This is a genomic window from Pantoea sp. 22096 (assembly GCF_052045955.1).
GTDB classification, from domain to species: domain Bacteria; phylum Pseudomonadota; class Gammaproteobacteria; order Enterobacterales; family Enterobacteriaceae; genus Pantoea; species Pantoea alfalfae.
The window spans coordinates 409,989-425,774 of record NZ_JBQEPW010000003.1 but is presented as its reverse complement, the minus strand read 5'-3'; the positions used below and the strand labels follow the sequence as shown (position 1 = coordinate 425,774).

14 protein-coding genes are annotated in these 15,786 nt (G+C 54.9%); 9 read left to right on the top strand and 5 right to left on the bottom strand.

Annotation, left to right across the window (positions count from 1 at the left end; translation table 11 throughout):
• Positions 1 to 5 precede the first annotated feature (5 nt).
• From ACTJKZ_RS14625 to tldD, 4 genes are all read left to right on the top strand, one after another.
• On the top strand, positions 6 to 599 hold the full coding sequence (locus ACTJKZ_RS14625) for a Maf family protein (protein ID WP_161735985.1): 594 nt from the start codon (positions 6 to 8) through the stop codon (positions 597 to 599).
• Positions 589 to 2,058 carry a ribonuclease G gene (rng, locus tag ACTJKZ_RS14620; RefSeq protein WP_003855268.1) on the top strand — a complete coding sequence of 490 codons (1,470 nt, stop codon included), beginning with the start codon at positions 589 to 591 and terminating at the stop codon, positions 2,056 to 2,058. Before ACTJKZ_RS14625 ends, rng begins: the two co-directional genes overlap by 11 nt.
• A 131-nt stretch (positions 2,059 to 2,189) precedes the next feature.
• Complete coding sequence (gene yhdP / locus ACTJKZ_RS14615; RefSeq protein WP_440829762.1) at positions 2,190 to 6,020, top strand: AsmA2 domain-containing protein YhdP; 3,831 nt, start codon at positions 2,190 to 2,192, stop codon at positions 6,018 to 6,020.
• 64 nt (positions 6,021 to 6,084) lie between these two features.
• Positions 6,085 to 7,530 carry a metalloprotease TldD gene (gene tldD / locus ACTJKZ_RS14610; RefSeq protein ID WP_222924936.1) on the top strand — a complete coding sequence of 482 codons (1,446 nt, stop codon included), beginning with the start codon at positions 6,085 to 6,087 and terminating at the stop codon, positions 7,528 to 7,530.
• 33 nt (positions 7,531 to 7,563) lie between these two features.
• On the opposite strand, the gene aaeR is transcribed toward tldD, so the two are convergent.
• Complete coding sequence (gene aaeR / locus ACTJKZ_RS14605) at positions 7,564 to 8,481, bottom strand: HTH-type transcriptional activator AaeR (RefSeq protein ID WP_135907618.1); 918 nt, start codon at positions 8,479 to 8,481, stop codon at positions 7,564 to 7,566.
• A gap of 232 nt (positions 8,482 to 8,713) precedes the next feature.
• On the opposite strand from aaeR, the gene aaeX reads away from it, so the two are divergent.
• The 5 genes from aaeX to ACTJKZ_RS14580 all read left to right on the top strand — a co-directional run bounded on the left by aaeX (position 8,714) and on the right by ACTJKZ_RS14580 (position 13,708).
• Entirely contained in the window at positions 8,714 to 8,917 is a 204-nt protein-coding gene (gene aaeX / locus ACTJKZ_RS14600; RefSeq protein ID WP_003855277.1) for a p-hydroxybenzoic acid efflux pump operon protein AaeX, read from the top strand.
• Between the two features lie 7 nt (positions 8,918 to 8,924).
• On the top strand, positions 8,925 to 9,857 hold the full coding sequence (gene aaeA, locus ACTJKZ_RS14595) for a p-hydroxybenzoic acid efflux pump subunit AaeA (protein ID WP_010256061.1): 933 nt from the start codon (positions 8,925 to 8,927) through the stop codon (positions 9,855 to 9,857).
• A gap of 9 nt (positions 9,858 to 9,866) precedes the next feature.
• Positions 9,867 to 11,819 (top strand): p-hydroxybenzoic acid efflux pump subunit AaeB, encoded by a 1,953-nt coding sequence (aaeB, locus tag ACTJKZ_RS14590; RefSeq protein WP_440829761.1) that lies wholly within the window; start codon positions 9,867 to 9,869, stop codon positions 11,817 to 11,819.
• Positions 11,820 to 11,932: 113 nt separating this feature from the next.
• A complete protein-coding gene (locus ACTJKZ_RS14585; protein WP_161735989.1) occupies positions 11,933 to 13,384 on the top strand; it encodes an NAD-dependent succinate-semialdehyde dehydrogenase in 1,452 nt (483 codons plus the stop codon).
• 54 nt (positions 13,385 to 13,438) lie between these two features.
• Entirely contained in the window at positions 13,439 to 13,708 is a 270-nt protein-coding gene (locus tag ACTJKZ_RS14580) for a barstar family protein (RefSeq protein ID WP_033734738.1), read from the top strand.
• 65 nt (positions 13,709 to 13,773) lie between these two features.
• Here ACTJKZ_RS14580 and yhcN (ACTJKZ_RS14575) read toward each other — a convergent pair whose 3' ends face one another.
• The 4 genes from yhcN (ACTJKZ_RS14575) to argR form a co-directional block, all read right to left on the bottom strand.
• A complete protein-coding gene (yhcN, locus tag ACTJKZ_RS14575) occupies positions 13,774 to 14,037 on the bottom strand; it encodes a peroxide/acid stress response protein YhcN (RefSeq protein WP_161735990.1) in 264 nt (87 codons plus the stop codon).
• A gap of 93 nt (positions 14,038 to 14,130) precedes the next feature.
• On the bottom strand, positions 14,131 to 14,397 hold the full coding sequence (locus ACTJKZ_RS14570; protein WP_161735991.1) for a YdgH/BhsA/McbA-like domain containing protein: 267 nt from the start codon (positions 14,395 to 14,397) through the stop codon (positions 14,131 to 14,133).
• 83 nt (positions 14,398 to 14,480) lie between these two features.
• Positions 14,481 to 14,744: a peroxide/acid stress response protein YhcN gene (gene yhcN, locus ACTJKZ_RS14565; protein WP_098052264.1), complete on the bottom strand. Its 264-nt coding sequence runs from the start codon at positions 14,742 to 14,744 to the stop codon at positions 14,481 to 14,483.
• Positions 14,745 to 15,218: 474 nt separating this feature from the next.
• Positions 15,219 to 15,689 carry a transcriptional regulator ArgR gene (gene argR / locus ACTJKZ_RS14560; protein WP_013359192.1) on the bottom strand — a complete coding sequence of 157 codons (471 nt, stop codon included), beginning with the start codon at positions 15,687 to 15,689 and terminating at the stop codon, positions 15,219 to 15,221.
• Positions 15,690 to 15,786 lie beyond the last annotated feature (97 nt).

The following is a 15,786-nucleotide window of genomic DNA, read 5'->3' as shown; positions in this document are numbered from 1 at the left end:
AATTTATGGTAACCCTCTATCTTGCTTCCGGTTCACCGCGTCGTCGTGAGCTGTTAACTCAACTTGGCCTGACATTCGAGCGCATTGTGACTGACGTTGAAGAACAGCGTCAGCCGAATGAAGCGGCGGAGAGCTATGTCCGCCGTCTGGCCAATGACAAAGCGCAGGCGGGTGTAAAACTGGCCGCGCAGGATCTGCCGGTGCTGGGCGCGGATACGATTGTCGTGCTGAATGGTGACGTGCTGGAAAAACCGCGCGATGCCGCCGATGCCCACGCGATGCTGCGTAGACTCTCCGGTCATACGCATCAGGTCATGACGGCAGTGGCGCTGGCCGACAGCCAGCAGGCGCTGGATTGCATCGTGACGACTGATGTGACATTCCGCACCTTAACGGAGAGCGACATCGACGACTATATCGCTACCGGTGAGCCGATGGATAAAGCGGGTGCATACGGCATTCAGGGCAGGGGAGGAAACTTTGTCCGCAAAATTAACGGAAGTTACCATGCAGTGGTCGGATTACCGTTGGTTGAGACAGCGGAGTTGCTCAGCCATTTTCACTCACTGCGTGCCGTAAGGGGTCAACATGACGGCTGAATTACTGGTTAACGTCACGCCTTCTGAAACACGCGTTGCCTACATTGATGGCGGCATCCTTCAGGAAATCCATATTGAGCGTGAAGCGCGGCGCGGCATTGTTGGCAATATTTATAAAGGACGGGTAAGCCGTGTTCTGCCCGGCATGCAGGCGGCCTTTGTTGATATAGGCCTGGAAAAAGCCGCCTTTTTGCACGCCTCAGATATCATGCCGCATACGGAATGTGTGGCGGGCGACGAAAAGAAAAATTTCATCGTGCGCGATATTGCCGAGCTGGTGCGTCAGGGACAGGATCTGGTGGTTCAGGTGGTCAAGGATCCGCTTGGCACCAAAGGCGCCCGGCTGACCACGGACATTACCCTGCCTTCGCGTTATCTGGTCTTTATGCCAGGCGCATCGCATGTCGGTGTCTCTCAGCGTATCGAGAGTGAGAAAGAGCGCGATCGGCTTAAAGCGGTAGTCGCTGACTACTGTGACGATCTGGGTGGCTTTATTATCCGCACCGCTGCAGAAGGGATTGGCGAAGAGGAGCTGGCGCAGGACGCGGCTTTTCTCAAACGTCTCTGGACCAAAGTTAGCGAGCGTAAAAAGCGCAATCAGACCCGCTGCCTGCTCTACGGTGAGCTGGCTCTGGCCCAGCGTATTCTGCGTGATTTTGCGGGCGCAGCGCTGGATCGCATCCGGGTCGACTCCCGCCTGACCTGCGATATGCTGGTGGAATTTACCGGTGAATATATCCCGGAAATGGCCGGTAAGCTAGAGCTCTACAATGGTAAACAGCCTATTTTCGACCTGTTTGACGTCGAAAATGAGATTCAGCGCTCGCTGGATCGCAAAGTTGAACTAAAGTCAGGCGGATATCTGATCATCGATCAGACCGAAGCGATGACGACCATCGATATTAATACCGGTGCATTTGTTGGTCATCGCAATCTCGATGAGACGATATTCAACACCAATGTTGAAGCCACTCAGGCGATTGCGCGTCAACTGCGCCTGCGGAATCTGGGCGGCATCATCATTATCGACTTCATCGACATGAGCAATGAAGATCATCGACGCCGGGTACTGCATTCACTGGAAAGCGCGCTCAGTAAAGATCGGGTCAAAACCGGGATTAATGGTTTTTCGGCGCTGGGTCTGGTAGAGATGACGCGTAAGCGTACCCGTGAAAGCATTGAGCATGTCCTGTGCCAGGATTGCCCGGTCTGTAAAGGGCGCGGCACCCTGAAAACAGTTGAAACGGTCTGCTATGAAATCATGCGTGAGATTGTGCGGGTTCACCACGCCTATGATTCTGATCGTTTCCTGGTGTATGTTTCACCGACGGTGGGTGAGGCGTTAAAAACCGACGAGTCTCATGCGCTGGCTGAAGTGGAAATCTTTGTCGGTAAGCAGGTTAAAGTTCATGTTGAAGCGCTCTACACTCAGGAGCAGTTCGACGTGGTAATGATGTAACGTCAGCCCGTTATCAGGCTGAATAAACGCCCTTGTTTGGGATAAAATGCGCGTTTTAACGCTTTTATCTGAAGACGGTCGGGTATGAGAACCAACTATCCGTCGTTTACGGAACACAAGGAGAGGCGTGAGTGAGGCAGTTGCCGAGGATTTTGTTACTGCTGGTCGCGGCAATCATCGTGATTGTCGCGCTGCTGGTCAGCGGATTGCGTCTGGTAATGCCGCATCTCGACAGCTATCGCAACAACCTTCTGCAATTCATCTCCGACAAAACGGATGTGCCGGTCAACGCCAGCCAGTTACAGGGTAAATGGGAGAATTTCGGCCCAACCCTGCAGGTTCATGACCTCAGCGTCGATCTGCATGAAAACGGCAAACTCACGATTAAACGTATCAATCTGGCGCTCGACGTCTGGCAGTCTCTGCTGCACTGGCGCTGGCAGTTTCGCGATCTGACCTTCTGGCAGCTGCATCTCGACACGAATCGCCCCTTACTCGACAACGACAAAGAGAAAAACAGCTTCCGTCCGGCGCAGATTAACGAACTTTTCCTGCGTCAGTTTGACCACTTTGATCTGCGCGACAGCACCATTCGTTTCCGTACCCCTTCCGGCCAGCATGCTGAGCTGGCGATCCCCCGACTCACCTGGGTCAATGAAGATAACCGCCATCGCGCCGAAGGCGAAGTCAGTCTGTCGAGCTTTACCGGTCAGCACGGCGTGGTTCAGGTGCGGCTCGACCTTAACGACAGTAACGGTTTACTTAATGACGGCCGCATCTGGATGCAGGCCGATGACGTCGACATGCGTCCATGGCTGGGCCGCTGGGTGCGCGACAATACCCGGCTGGACAGTGCCCGCTTCAGCCTGGCGGCCTGGGTTAACCTGCGCGATGGTGACATCTATGCTGGCGATCTGCTGCTGCGCAAGGGCGGTGCCAGCTGGCAGGGCGAAACCGGACGACACCGCATAGAGGTCGATGGGCTGACCGCGCATCTGTCACGCTTCCAGAATGGCTGGGTGGTCAATGTGCCGCAGACCCGGCTCAGCACTGACGGTCAGGCCTGGCCCGCCGGTCACTTCTCGCTGTTATGGCGTCCTGAAGATAAGCAGTTGCTGGGGCCGGATGGTCAGCAGGAGGTGCGGGTGCGCGCCACACAGCTGGTGCTGAGTCATATTGCGCCGATCGTTCCGTTATTTGCGCCGCTCTCTCCGGCCCTGTTTGAAAACTGGCAGACGCTGCAGCCACAGGGCACCATCGATGGCCTGGCGCTGGATATTCCATTACAGCAGCCTGAAAACACCCGTTTACAGGTGAAGTGGCGTGATTTCAGCTGGCAGCACTGGAAACTGTTGCCGGGCATCAGTCACCTGAGCGGAGAAGCACGCGGCAGCCTGAGCCATGGTCAGGTCAGTGTGGATATGGGCGCGGCAACCGTTCCCTATGGCGATATGTTCCAGGCTCCGTTAGAGATTAAGCGGGTGACCGGGGCACTGCGCTGGCTTAAAGATGAACATGGCCTGACGCTGGCGGGTGAAAAGCTTAACCTCGAAGCGCGCTCACTCTGGGCGCGTGGCGACTTCAGCTACCAGCAGAATAGCGGCGGCGAGCCCCGTCTGGATATTCTGGCGGGTATCCGACTTACTGATGCGGGCGATGCCTGGCGCTACTTCCCGGTGCCGCTGATGGGTAACAGCCTGACGCACTATCTGAGTGGGGCGGTGAAGGGTGGCAGGGTGGACAACGCCACGCTGCTGTTTGCCGGTAATCCGGCGCTGTTCCCGTTCAAGCACAATGATGGCATGTTCCAGGTCTGGGTGCCGCTTCGCCAGGCGACCTATGCGTTTCAGCCCAAATGGCCGGCGTTGAGCAATCTCGATGTCGACCTCAACTTCCTGAACGATGGTCTGTGGATGAAAGCGCCAATGGCGCACCTGGGCGAAGTAGACGCTCACAACGTCACGGCGGTGATCCCTGACTACCTGAAAGAAAAACTGATCATTGATGGGGATATCAGTGGTGAGGGCCAGCAGATCGCTGACTATTTCGATCAGACGCCGCTTAAACCGTCACTCGGTGCCGCACTGGAGCAGCTGAAAATTAAAGGCCGTGTCGGTGGCCATCTGAATCTGAACATCCCACTGGATGGAGAGCAGGTGCACGCCCGCGGTAATGTCGATCTGAACAACAACGCGCTGTTTATCAAACCGTTAAAAACCACCATCAACAATCTTTCTGGTCGCTTCCGTTATGACAACGGCAATCTGGCCAGTGAGGATCTGCGGGCGAACTGGTTCGGGCAGCCGATGGGCGTTCGTTTCAGCACCCACGAGAACCCGGATGACTTTGGCGTTAACGTCAAACTTCAGGGTGACTGGCAACCCGCGAAAATCAGCCAGGTTCCGGCAGCCGTCAGCAAGCAGCTCGGCGGGCATCTGCCGTGGCAGGGCGACGTCAATATTACGTTACCGCATCATGGCGGGGCGCGTTATGACGTGACGCTGAACGGTAATGCTAAAGAAGTAAGTAGTCACTTACCTGCGCCGCTCAATAAGAAAGCCGGTGAGGCGATGCCAGTTGCCATTCAGGCCAGTGGTGACCTGAACCATTTCGATCTCAGCGGCAGCGTCAATGCAAACCATCGTTTTAACAGCCGCTGGTTGCTGGAACCGACGCTGCGCGTCGATCGTGGCATCTGGCTGAATGATGCACAGAAAACGCCTGCGCTACCCGACCATAAGGGCATGGTACTGAATCTGCCCGTGCTGGATGGCGAGGCCTGGGTAGCGATGATGGCTGCCGGCGGTTCTGCAGGTGCGGGGACGACAGGCGGCGGCAGCGACTTCCAGACGGGTGGCGTCACGCTGCCGGGTAACATCACGCTACGCAGTCCGGCGGTCACGCTGGCGGGGCAGCAATGGCATGACGTTGAAGCGACACTGGCACAGCGTTCAGGCGGCAATGGCCAGGTCAGCGTCAGTGCGAAAGAGCTGCGCGGTGAACTGGCGATGGCCCCCAAAGCGCCATGGCAGGTGAACCTGGATTACCTCTACTACAATCCGCAATGGGAAAACGAGACAGGCAAGGGCGGCAAAGCGCCTTCTCAGCAAACCACAAACATTAACTTCAGCCAGTGGCCCGCCTTACAGCTGCGCTGTAAAGAGTGCTGGGTACTGGGCCAGAAATATGGCCAGGTCTCCGCGGTGCTGCAGCCTAAAAGAGATACGTTAGCGCTTACTAACGGAAAAGTGGATACCGGCAGCTCCCAGCTTAAAATTAACGGTGAGTGGGTTAATCGCCCGGACGACCAGCGCACCTCGCTGAAGGGCACGCTTAAGGGACCGAATATTAATAACGCGACCAACTGGTTTGGCGTCAACACGCCGCTGCGCGATGCGCCCTTTAATATTGCTTACGATCTGCACTGGCGCTCTGCACCCTGGCAGCCCTCTGCAGAGACACTGAGTGGCACCCTGAAGACCCACTTTGGCAAAGGCCAGATTGCAGATGTGAATACCGGCACGGCGGGAAAAATCCTGCGTCTGGTGAGCTTCGATGCGCTGCTGCGCAAGCTGCGCTTCGACTTCAGCGACACCTTCACCAACGCGTTCTATTTCGATTCGATTAACGGCACGGCCTGGATCGAAAACGGCGTCATGCGCACCGATAACCTGCTGGTAGATGGACTGGAAGCAGACATCGCCATGCAGGGCAATCTCGACCTGGTGAAACGTCAGATCGATATGGAAGCGGTGGTTGCGCCTGAGATTTCTGCCTCTGTCGGAGTAGCGACCGCCTTTGCGATTAATCCGGTGATTGGCGCGGCGGTATTTGCTGCCAGTAAAGTCCTGGGCCCCCTGTGGAACAAGATATCGCTGCTGCGTTATCACATCAGTGGCCCACTGGATAAACCGGAAATCAATGAAGTACTGCGTAAACCGCGTGAAACAGACAACAAGTGAATTTGACGCCGTACCGGAATTACCGCAGGCTATGATTATCTGAGCACATAATGAGTGAGAAACGATGACTCTGAACCTGGTAAGTGAGCAGTTACTGACTGCTAACGGCATTAATCAGCAGGACCTATTTTCCCTGTTAGGGCAGCTTTCAGAACGTCGTCTGGATTATGCCGATCTCTATTTTCAGTCCAGCTTTCACGAATCCTGGGTGCTGGAAGACAAAATCATTAAAGATGGCTCATACCATATCGATCAGGGCGTCGGCGTGCGCGCGGTCAGCGGTGAGAAAACCGGCTTTGCCTATGCCGACCAGATTACGCTGAATGCGCTGCGTCTCTCCTCTGAAGCGGCTCGCAGCATTGTACGCGAACAGGGAAACGGCAAGGCCCATACGCTTTCTGCCGTGATGAACCGTTCACTCTATTCGGCGGTCGATCCGCTGAGCAGCCTGACGCGTGAAGACAAAATTGCCCTTCTGCATCGCGTCGATAAAGTCGCCCGCGCGGCTGACCCACGTGTGCAGGAAGTCAATGCCAGCCTGACCGGTGTTTACGAGCAGGTGCTGGTGGCGGCCACTGATGGCACGCTGGCGGCAGACGTTCGTCCGCTGGTTCGCCTCTCTATCAGCGTTCAGGTTGAAGACCAGGGCAAGCGTGAGCGCGGCGCAAGCGGCGGCGGTGCACGCACCGGTTATGCGTTCTTCCTTGAAGATGAAAATGGCGACGTGCGCGCTGACGCCTGGGCGCGTGAAGCGGTGCGCATGGCGCTGGTTAATCTCTCTGCGGTGGCGGCTCCTGCTGGCGCATTGCCGGTAGTGCTGGGTGCGGGCTGGCCGGGCGTGCTGCTGCATGAGGCGGTCGGTCACGGTCTGGAAGGTGACTTCAACCGCCGTGGCACCTCGGTGTTCAGCGGTAAAATCGGTCAGCAGGTCGCGTCTGAGCTGTGTACCGTGGTGGATGACGGCACCCTTGAAGGGCTGCGCGGCTCACTTGCGGTGGATGATGAAGGCGTTCCCGGTCAGTACAACATGCTGATTGAGAACGGGGTGCTGAAAGGCTACATGCAGGACAAGCTGAATGCGCGACTGATGGGCGTCAGCCCGACCGGGAATGGACGTCGTGAATCTTATGCACATCTGCCGATGCCGCGCATGACTAACACCTATATGCTGGCAGGCAAATCATCGCCGCAGGATATTATTGAAAGCGTTGAGTACGGCATCTATGCGCCGAACTTTGGTGGCGGTCAGGTGGATATCACCTCCGGCAAATTTGTCTTCTCAACCTCAGAGGCTTATCTGATTGAAAACGGCAAAATCACCAAACCGGTCAAAGGTGCCACGCTGATTGGCTCCGGCATTGAAGCGATGCAGCAAATCTCGATGGTAGGTAATGACCTGGCGCTGGATAAAGGCGTGGGCGTCTGCGGTAAAGAGGGCCAGAGCCTGCCGGTCGGTGTCGGTCAGCCCACCCTGAAGCTGGATAAACTGACCATCGGCGGCACCGCCTGATGTGACCTCAACAACCCGCCGCCCGGCGGGTTGTCAGCTTTTACGGTGTTGCTGATACTGTTCAGCCACCTGTTCAAAATAGCCGGTCAGATAATCGATGCAGACCTGCACCTTCAGCGGCAGTTTATCCTTCTCGGTATAGAGCGCATACACCGGACGCGGATCGGACTGATAGTGCGGAAACAGAATATCGATCTCGCCTGCGGTGATCTCATCAATCACCCACATCATTGGCACATAAGCGATACCATTGCCCGACTTCAGCCATCGAATCAGCGTCAGCGAATCATTTGTTACGAAACGTCCCTGTGGTGCCAGGCGGGTCACCAGGCCTTCCGGTGCAATCAGCTCAAAATTGTTGTCGGGCCGTACGCTATATTCCAGCCAGGAAAAATTATCGATATCGCCCGGCTTCTCCGGCGTGCCGTGCTGGGCAAGATAGCTTTTTGCGGCACACACCACCATCGGCATCGCGCCAAGGCGACGCGAAAAGAGACTGGAGTCTTTTAATGCGCCCACCCGAATCACCAGATCCAGACCATCCGCAATCAAATCCGGGGCCGGAACGCCAGTAACCAGATTCACACTCAGCCCCGGATACTCCCGCAGCATATCGCTGGTCATACCGGCTAACACATTCTGCGCCATGGTCGAGGAACTGCCGATCCGCAACACGCCAATCGGCGTATTGTTAAACGCGTAAAGCTGTTCATGCACCTGCGTCGCCTCCGCCAGCATACGGCGGCAGCCCTGATAATAGATTTTACCCGCTTCGGTCAGTCCGATACTGCGGGTACTGCGATTCAGCAACTTAACCTGCAATGCATCCTCCAGTTTCGCGACGATCTGGCTGATGGATGAGACGCTCAGATGGAGCTGACGAGCCGCCGCGGTAAACGAACCGAGTTCGACCACTCTGGCGAAGACAGACATACCTTTCAGTCGTTCCATTATTTACTCTGGCTTAAAAGTGATTTAGATCACATTCAGTAGAAAACGTATAGTCAGGCGCGTTATTATAAGCGCGCCGGGGTATTTCCCGGTGATTCTTCATTGCCTGATACCCTTCGATGATACGCTATTATTAAGCCAGCTGCGGTTCGGATAACGCTGCCAGAGGGGTTTCCTGCGACATCTGAAAAGGCAACGAAGTATCCCGGCAAGGTCGAACTAAGGATTTGTGATGAGTGTGCTTCCGGTATTTGTCATGTTTGGGCTCTCTTTTCCGCCCGTTTTCATCGAATTGATTATTTCACTGATGCTGTTCTGGTTAGTGAAACGCGTGCTGACGCCGAGCGGCATCTACGATCTTGTCTGGCATCCGGCACTTTTTAATACAGCGCTTTACTGCTGTGTGTTTTACCTTGTCTCCCGTTTATTAGTCTGAGGTTGAAGTGAAAGCACTCATAAGAAAAATCGCGCGCTACGCGATCACTATTCTGCTGGTCATCATCGCAGTGGTTATCATCTTCCGCGCCTGGGTGTTCTATACCGAATCACCCTGGACCCGTGATGCACGTTTTGCGGCTGACGTGGTGGCGATTTCGCCTGACGTCACTGGCCTGATTACTGAGGTTCCGGTACATGACAACCAGCTGGTGAAGAAGGGCGATACACTGTTTGTGGTTGACCGCCCTCGCTATCAAAAGGCACTCGATCAGGCACAGGCGGATGTTGAATATTACCAGGCCCTGGTGAGTGAAAAACGTCGCGAAGCCGGCCGCCGCAACCAGCTTGGCACCTCTGCGATGTCGCGCGAGGCGATCGAACAATCCAATAACGACCTGCAAACCAGTGAGCATCAGCTGGCAAAATCGGTGGCGACGCGCGATCTGGCGAAGATTGACCTTGAGCGCACCACCGTGAAAGCACCCTCCGATGGCTGGGTCACCAACCTCAACGTCTATCAGGGCGAATTTATTACCCGTGGTTCTGTGGCGGTGGCGCTGGTTCAGCAGCACTCTTTCTATGTGCTGGCTTACCTGGAAGAGACCAAACTGCACGGCGTTGAGAAGGGCTTCCGCGCGGAAGTGACTCCACTTGGCAGCAACATTGTGTTGCGTGGCACCGTGGACAGTGTCGCGGCGGGTGTCACCAATAGCAGCAGCTCGGTCGACAGTAAAGGCATGGCAACGGTAGATTCCAATCTGGAGTGGGTCCGTCTGGCGCAGCGTGTGCCGGTGCGCATCCGGCTTGATCAGCAGCCCGGCAATCGCTTCCCGGCGGGCACAACAGCGACAGTGGTGATCACCGGTCAGGCCGATCGTCAGCCTGAACAGGTTTCACCGATGGTCCGACTGTTCAATCGCCTGCGTGAGTTTGGTTAAGAGGGCGATATGATCGAGTTCCTGCGGTTCCCGGTAAAGCTCACCTTTGCGCTGGTGTTAGCGCTGATGGTGGGTTTTCACTTTAACCTTGAAACGCCGCGCTGGGCGGTGATGACCGCCGGGATCGTGGCAGGTGGTACGGCATTTGCGGCAGGCGGCGATCCCTATTCCGGGGCACTACGCTATCGCGGCGTTTTGCGTATTATCGGGACATTTATTGGCTGTATCGCCGCGCTGACCATCATGATTGCCACCGTGCGTGCACCGGTCGTGATGCTGCTGCTGTGCTGCATCTGGGCAGGACTCTGCGTCTGGCTCTCTTCGCTGATCAAGGTAGAAAACTCTTACGCGCTCGGACTGGCGGGCTACACCGCGCTGATTATTGTGGTGACGGCTAATGCCAGCGGCGGTCTGACGCTGGTGCCACAATATGCGGTAGAGCGCTGCAGTGAAATCGTACTCGGCATTCTTTGCGCTATTCTGGCCGACATGATTTTCTCACCCCGTTCGATTAAAAAAGTGATCAACGCGGAAGTTGATTCGCTGCTGGTGGCCCACTACCAGCTGCTGCAACTCTGCGTCGCACACGGTGATAAGGAAGAGGTCGACAAAGCCTGGAGCGCGCTGGTGCGGCGCACCACGGCGCTGAATAGCATGCGCAGCCAGCTGATGATGGAGTCATCACGCTGGAAGAACAGCAACCGCCGCTTGCAGATGCTCAATACCCTGTCACTGACGCTGATAACGCAGGCTGCCGAAACCTTCCTCATTCAGAATTCCCGCCCGGACTACATTCCGCCCCAGTATCGGTTGATGGTTGAAAAACCGGCCTCGACGGTTGAAGAGGTGCATAAGCGGATGAAAGTGATGCGCCGGGTGATTGGTGCCAGCGGCAAATCAACGCCGGTCACGCTGGCCAGCTGGGTAGGCACTGCTACCGAATATCTGTTGCTGCTGAAAGGAATCAAAAGTAATAGCCGGATCACCTCGCTGGAAGAGGAGATTCTGCAGCGCGAAGTGGTGATTCAGGCGCGTTCGGCTGAAACACATCATGCGATGATTAACGGTATCCGCACCTTCGTTGCAACCGCGTTGGGTTCACTGTTCTGGCTCTATACGGGCTGGACCTCTGGCAGTGGCTGTATGGTAATGCTGGCCGTAATTACCGCGCTGGCGATGCGTATGCCTAACCCGCTGATGATGGCCAAGGATTTTCTCTACGGCATGACGGTCGCGGTTCCGCTGGGGGCGCTCTATTTTATGTATGTTCTGCCCGCGACACAGCAGAGCGCACTACTGCTTTGCATCGCTATCGGCATACTGGGTTTTATCGGCGGCATCTTTATTCAGCGGCGTCAGCTCGGCACGCTGGGCGCGTTGATTGGTACGCTCAACGTGCTGGTTCTCGATAATCCGATGGAATTTCACATTAACGTCTTCCTCGATAATGTGCTCGGTCAGGTTATCGGCTGCTTTGTCGCGATGATGGTCATTCTGCTGATTCGGGATAAATCGAAGGCGCGCACCGGCCGCAAACTGCTGAACCGCTTTATGTATGCAGCGGTCTCGGCCATGACCACCAATCAGGCGCGTCGGCGTGAAAATCATCTGCCAGCGCTCTATCAGCAACTGTTTTTGCTACTGAACCTGTTTCCGGGTGATATCAATAAATATCGCATCGCTCTGACGCTGATCATCGGTCATCAGCGATTACGCGACGCAGAAGTGCCAGTTAATGCTGATCTCTCTGCGTATCACCGACAGCTGCGTTACACCGCCGATCGGGTGATCTCCGCCAGCAGCGACGACAAGCGCCGTTACTACTTTGAACGTCTGCTTAAAGAACTGGATGTCTATCAGGAAAAACTGGTCCATTACGAGGCACCCGTCAGCGTAACGGAACCGGTCAAACGACTGGCGACGATGCTGGATAAGTACCAGAACACACTCATCCAAATCTGAATCTGGCCGCTGCGACCTGCAGCGGCCTGTGCAATCCCCACCCATCACAAAATCTGTCGCTTTTGCCAACTATACTCTCCAGACGGAAGAGCAAAACTGACAGGAGCGAATCAATGAAATCACTGCAAGAGAGCGAACTGTTCCGGACCGGCTATTTAGCGGACGGTCAGTGGCATCAGGCGGCGTCCACGTTTGACGTGACTAATCCGGCAACCGGCGAGGTGATTGCGCAGGTGGCAAAAGCCGGTAAGGCGGAAACGGAACAGGCTATTGCCGCAGCGGAACGTGCCTTTCCCGCCTGGCGGGCGCAGACCGCAAAAGCGCGCGCTGAAATTCTCAATCGCTGGTACCAGCTGATCATTGAGAACAAGCGCTGGCTGGGGCAACTGATGACCACTGAACAGGGCAAACCCCTGAAAGAGGCCGAAGGGGAAGTGGAGTACGCCGCCAGCTTTATTCAGTGGTTCGCCGAGCAGGCGAAACGGGCGAACGGCGAGATCATTCCGCCCGCAAAACCCGGATCCCGCATTCTGGCGACCCGCGAACCGATTGGCGTAGTGGCTGCCATTACGCCGTGGAATTTCCCGATGGCGATGCTGACCCGCAAACTGGGGCCAGCGCTTGCTGCGGGCTGCACCGGCATCATTAAACCTGCCAATAACACGCCACTCTCTGCTTTTGCCCTGCTGGCACTGGCGAAGCAGGCGGGCGTGCCGGATGGCGTGCTGAATGCGGTGGCGGGTGATACCCATGCTATCAGCGATGCGATCATGGCCAGCAAAGCGGTGCGTAAAATCTCGTTCACCGGCTCAACGCAGGTGGGCAAGCTGCTGATGCGTAATGCCGCCGAAACCATGAAGAAAGTGTCGATGGAACTGGGAGGCAATGCGCCGTACATCGTATTCGACGATGCCGACCTTGATGCCGCCATACAGGGTGCCATTGCCAACAAATTCCGTAATGCGGGTCAGGTGTGCGTCAGTGTTAACCGCTTCTATATTCATAACGCTGTCTATGATGCGTTTACTGAGCAGCTGGCAGCCGAAGTCAGCAAGCTCAAAGTCGGTAATGGCATGGATGAAGGCGTGATTGTCGGACCATTGATTGAAGCGTCGGCGGTGGAAAAAGTTGAGCAGCACGTTAAAGACGCGGTAGCAAAAGGCGGCAAACTACTGGCAGGTGGTGAGCGCCATGCGCTGGGTGGCAACTTCTGGCAGCCTACGGTCATTACCGAGGCGCATGAAGGCATGCAGCTTGCGCAGGAAGAGACCTTTGGTCCGGTGGCTGCCTGTTTCCGCTTTGATGATGAAGATGACGTCATCCGCCGCGCCAATGATACGCCATTCGGCCTTGCTGCTTACTTTTATACCCAGAATCTGCAACGGGTGTTTCGCGTTTCAGCGGCGCTGGAAAGCGGCATGATCGGCATTAACGAATGTGCCGTTTCCACCGAGCTGGCGCCGTTTGGTGGGGTGAAAGAGTCGGGTCTGGGCCGCGAAGGTTCGGTACTGGGTATGGAAGAGTATCTGGAGGTCAAAGCGCTGCACCTGGGCGGTTTGAGCTAACGGCATGAACGGGCGGCAGAGGTCGCCCGCAGACGGAGCATGGGAGCCGTCAGCATGAAAATCGAGCGTTTTGATTTTAATGAAATAGTCGACCAGGCCCATTTCTTTCGCCAGTTCAGCGAGCGATTTGCGCTGGAGGAGCGCCGCATCTGCGATCTGGATGGATTGTGGGATGTTGTGACAGGGGATCTGTTACCGATGCCGCTGGAGATTGAGTTTGTCAATCTGGGTAGAGGACAGCGACGGCGTTATGGCGCGCTGATTCTGTTATTTGATGAAGCGGAAGAGGAGCTGGAAGGCCGGCTGCACTTTAATGTCAGATAATACATCAGATGAAAAAAGGCCCCCGCGAGCGGGGCCAAAGGGTTCGTCATTAATCTGACGAGGAATTACTTATAAAGCTGCGCGGTGATGTGATAGTTATCACCGGTACGCGCCTCGATCACTTTATAGGCGCTGGCACCCTGCTCATCCGCTTTCTGTGAAAGCTCTGCGCGGTAATCCATCGGTGATCCCGCGGTTCCACTGATGGTCACGGTACCCGCAGGCTGCAGATTCTGCGCCTGATCGCCGGTTACCAGCTGTGCGGCAGAAGCGCCGAACGCAATAACGGAAAGCAGACTGACTGTAGCAATGGTTGTTTTGATATTCATGATTATCTCCTCATTACATTCAACAACCTGCGGTTACTCGTAAGGGCGGGTCGTCGATATTTGTGATGCGCCTTCAGACGTCATCACAGTTAATTATTTATAAAGCTCAGCGGTGACATGCCAGGTGTTGTCCTGGTTGTTTTCAATGATGCGATAGTGGCTTGCGCCCTGTGCATCTGCTTTCTCTGACAGCACCTGGCGGATATGCGTCTGGTCGCCGTTACGTCCACCGATGCTGATGGTCTGATTCATGGGCTGCAAACCCTGCGCCTGTTCATTCGATACCAGGCTGGCGGCGCTGGCACCCACTGAGAACAGGGACGCCAGACTAAGAGCAGCAATTGCTAATTTAGTTTTCATGGTCAACTCTCCTGAAGATTTTGCTTCAGCTCTCCGGAGCGCAAAAAGGCGCGTCAGACAGAAAGCTGCTGGCATTATTGGGTTTAGTTATACAACGCGGCGGTAGCGTGATAATTGCCGTTGTTGTAAGCCTCGATCACGCGATAGGCTTTTGCGCCCTGCTGATCCGCTTTGTCACTGAGCTTCTGTTTGATATCCATCGGTGAACCCGCGACGCCGCTGACACTGATGGTGCCGACAGCCTGCAGATCCTGTGCCTGCGCGGCATCAATAGATTCTGCTGCTACTGCACCAAATGAGAGTGCAGAGAGAATGCTCAGGGTAGCGATGGTAGTTTTTACGTTCATAGATATTTCCTCGTCGTCTATTTTTATCTTTCTAGTTAGTGTGATTTGCATCACGAAAAGAAGTATAGAACTAATAACGATAGAAATTAATACCCGGCTAATAATGTTTTTTTGTGATTCTTTATCCTTATGCCTACTTTTAATAACTTAACGTTATAAAAACAGCATAAAAAATAGCCTTTACGACGATTTTAATTACAAAAACAGTGAGATAGATCACTTTAGCGTTTAGTGCGAAACTATGAAGCGTATTGGGCTGGAGTTTGATCTGGATCCGGGCAATGGTGCCGGATCAGTGATGTAAAGCAGTGTAAAATAGCGCAGAAGGTTAAGCAGAGTAAACGATCTGACCAGGAGTCAGGTGTATTGAATCAGGCTTATCAGTATTAAACAGCGGAGCAGTGTGACGCAAAACTATGGGCAGAGAGAACAAACTGACGACCTGGGGCAGGATAGCAGGCCGTCAGTCAGCGGTCAGAGTTCCTGTTCAAACAGGTTGAGGATCGCGCTGTGCAGCTGCTTAACCGTAAAGTCGCGCGCACGGGTAATAAAGATTGTGTCATCGCCAGCGATCGTGCCAAGAATCCCATGCGCTTTGCCCAGCGAATCCAGCATACGTGCAATCAGCTGTGCTGCGCCCGGACTGGTATGAATCACCACCAGCGCATCGTTGTAGTCGATATCCAGTACCAGGTTTTTTAACGGGCTGGTGGTGGTCGGCACGCCCAGTTCAGCGGGCAGGCAATAGACCATTTCCATCCTGGCATTACGGGTGCGTACTGCGCCAAACTTGGTCAGCATCCGCGAGACTTTGGACTGATTGATATTTTCAAAGCCCTCATCCTGAAGCGCCTGAACAATTTCGCCCTGGGAACTGAATTTTTCTTCTTTTAATAAGGCCTTGAAAGCCTTGATCAGATCGTCTTGTTTCGATGGGTTTCGCATAGGTTACCAATAAATAGAGAGAATAACCGCGCATCCGCCCGCGGCAGAGTGGTGATTATGCATTTAAATGCATTTTTATGCAATCGGTCGATTGATG

Bases quoted from the DNA above. Each gene is read 5' to 3' on its own strand.
- ACTJKZ_RS14625 (WP_161735985.1), top strand. From the start codon at position 6: ATGGTAACCCTCTATCTTGCTTCCGGTTCACCGCGTCGTCGTGAGCTG.
- rng (WP_003855268.1), top strand. From the start codon at position 589: ATGACGGCTGAATTACTGGTTAACGTCACGCCTTCTGAAACACGCGTT.
- tldD (WP_222924936.1), top strand. From the start codon at position 6,085: ATGACTCTGAACCTGGTAAGTGAGCAGTTACTGACTGCTAACGGCATT.
- aaeR (WP_135907618.1), bottom strand. From the start codon at position 8,481: ATGGAACGACTGAAAGGTATGTCTGTCTTCGCCAGAGTGGTCGAACTC.
- aaeX (WP_003855277.1), top strand. From the start codon at position 8,714: ATGAGTGTGCTTCCGGTATTTGTCATGTTTGGGCTCTCTTTTCCGCCC.
- aaeB (WP_440829761.1), top strand. From the start codon at position 9,867: ATGATCGAGTTCCTGCGGTTCCCGGTAAAGCTCACCTTTGCGCTGGTG.
- ACTJKZ_RS14585 (WP_161735989.1), top strand. From the start codon at position 11,933: ATGAAATCACTGCAAGAGAGCGAACTGTTCCGGACCGGCTATTTAGCG.
- ACTJKZ_RS14580 (WP_033734738.1), top strand. From the start codon at position 13,439: ATGAAAATCGAGCGTTTTGATTTTAATGAAATAGTCGACCAGGCCCAT.
- yhcN (WP_161735990.1), bottom strand. From the start codon at position 14,037: ATGAATATCAAAACAACCATTGCTACAGTCAGTCTGCTTTCCGTTATT.
- ACTJKZ_RS14570 (WP_161735991.1), bottom strand. From the start codon at position 14,397: ATGAAAACTAAATTAGCAATTGCTGCTCTTAGTCTGGCGTCCCTGTTC.
- yhcN (WP_098052264.1), bottom strand. From the start codon at position 14,744: ATGAACGTAAAAACTACCATCGCTACCCTGAGCATTCTCTCTGCACTC.
- argR (WP_013359192.1), bottom strand. From the start codon at position 15,689: ATGCGAAACCCATCGAAACAAGACGATCTGATCAAGGCTTTCAAGGCC.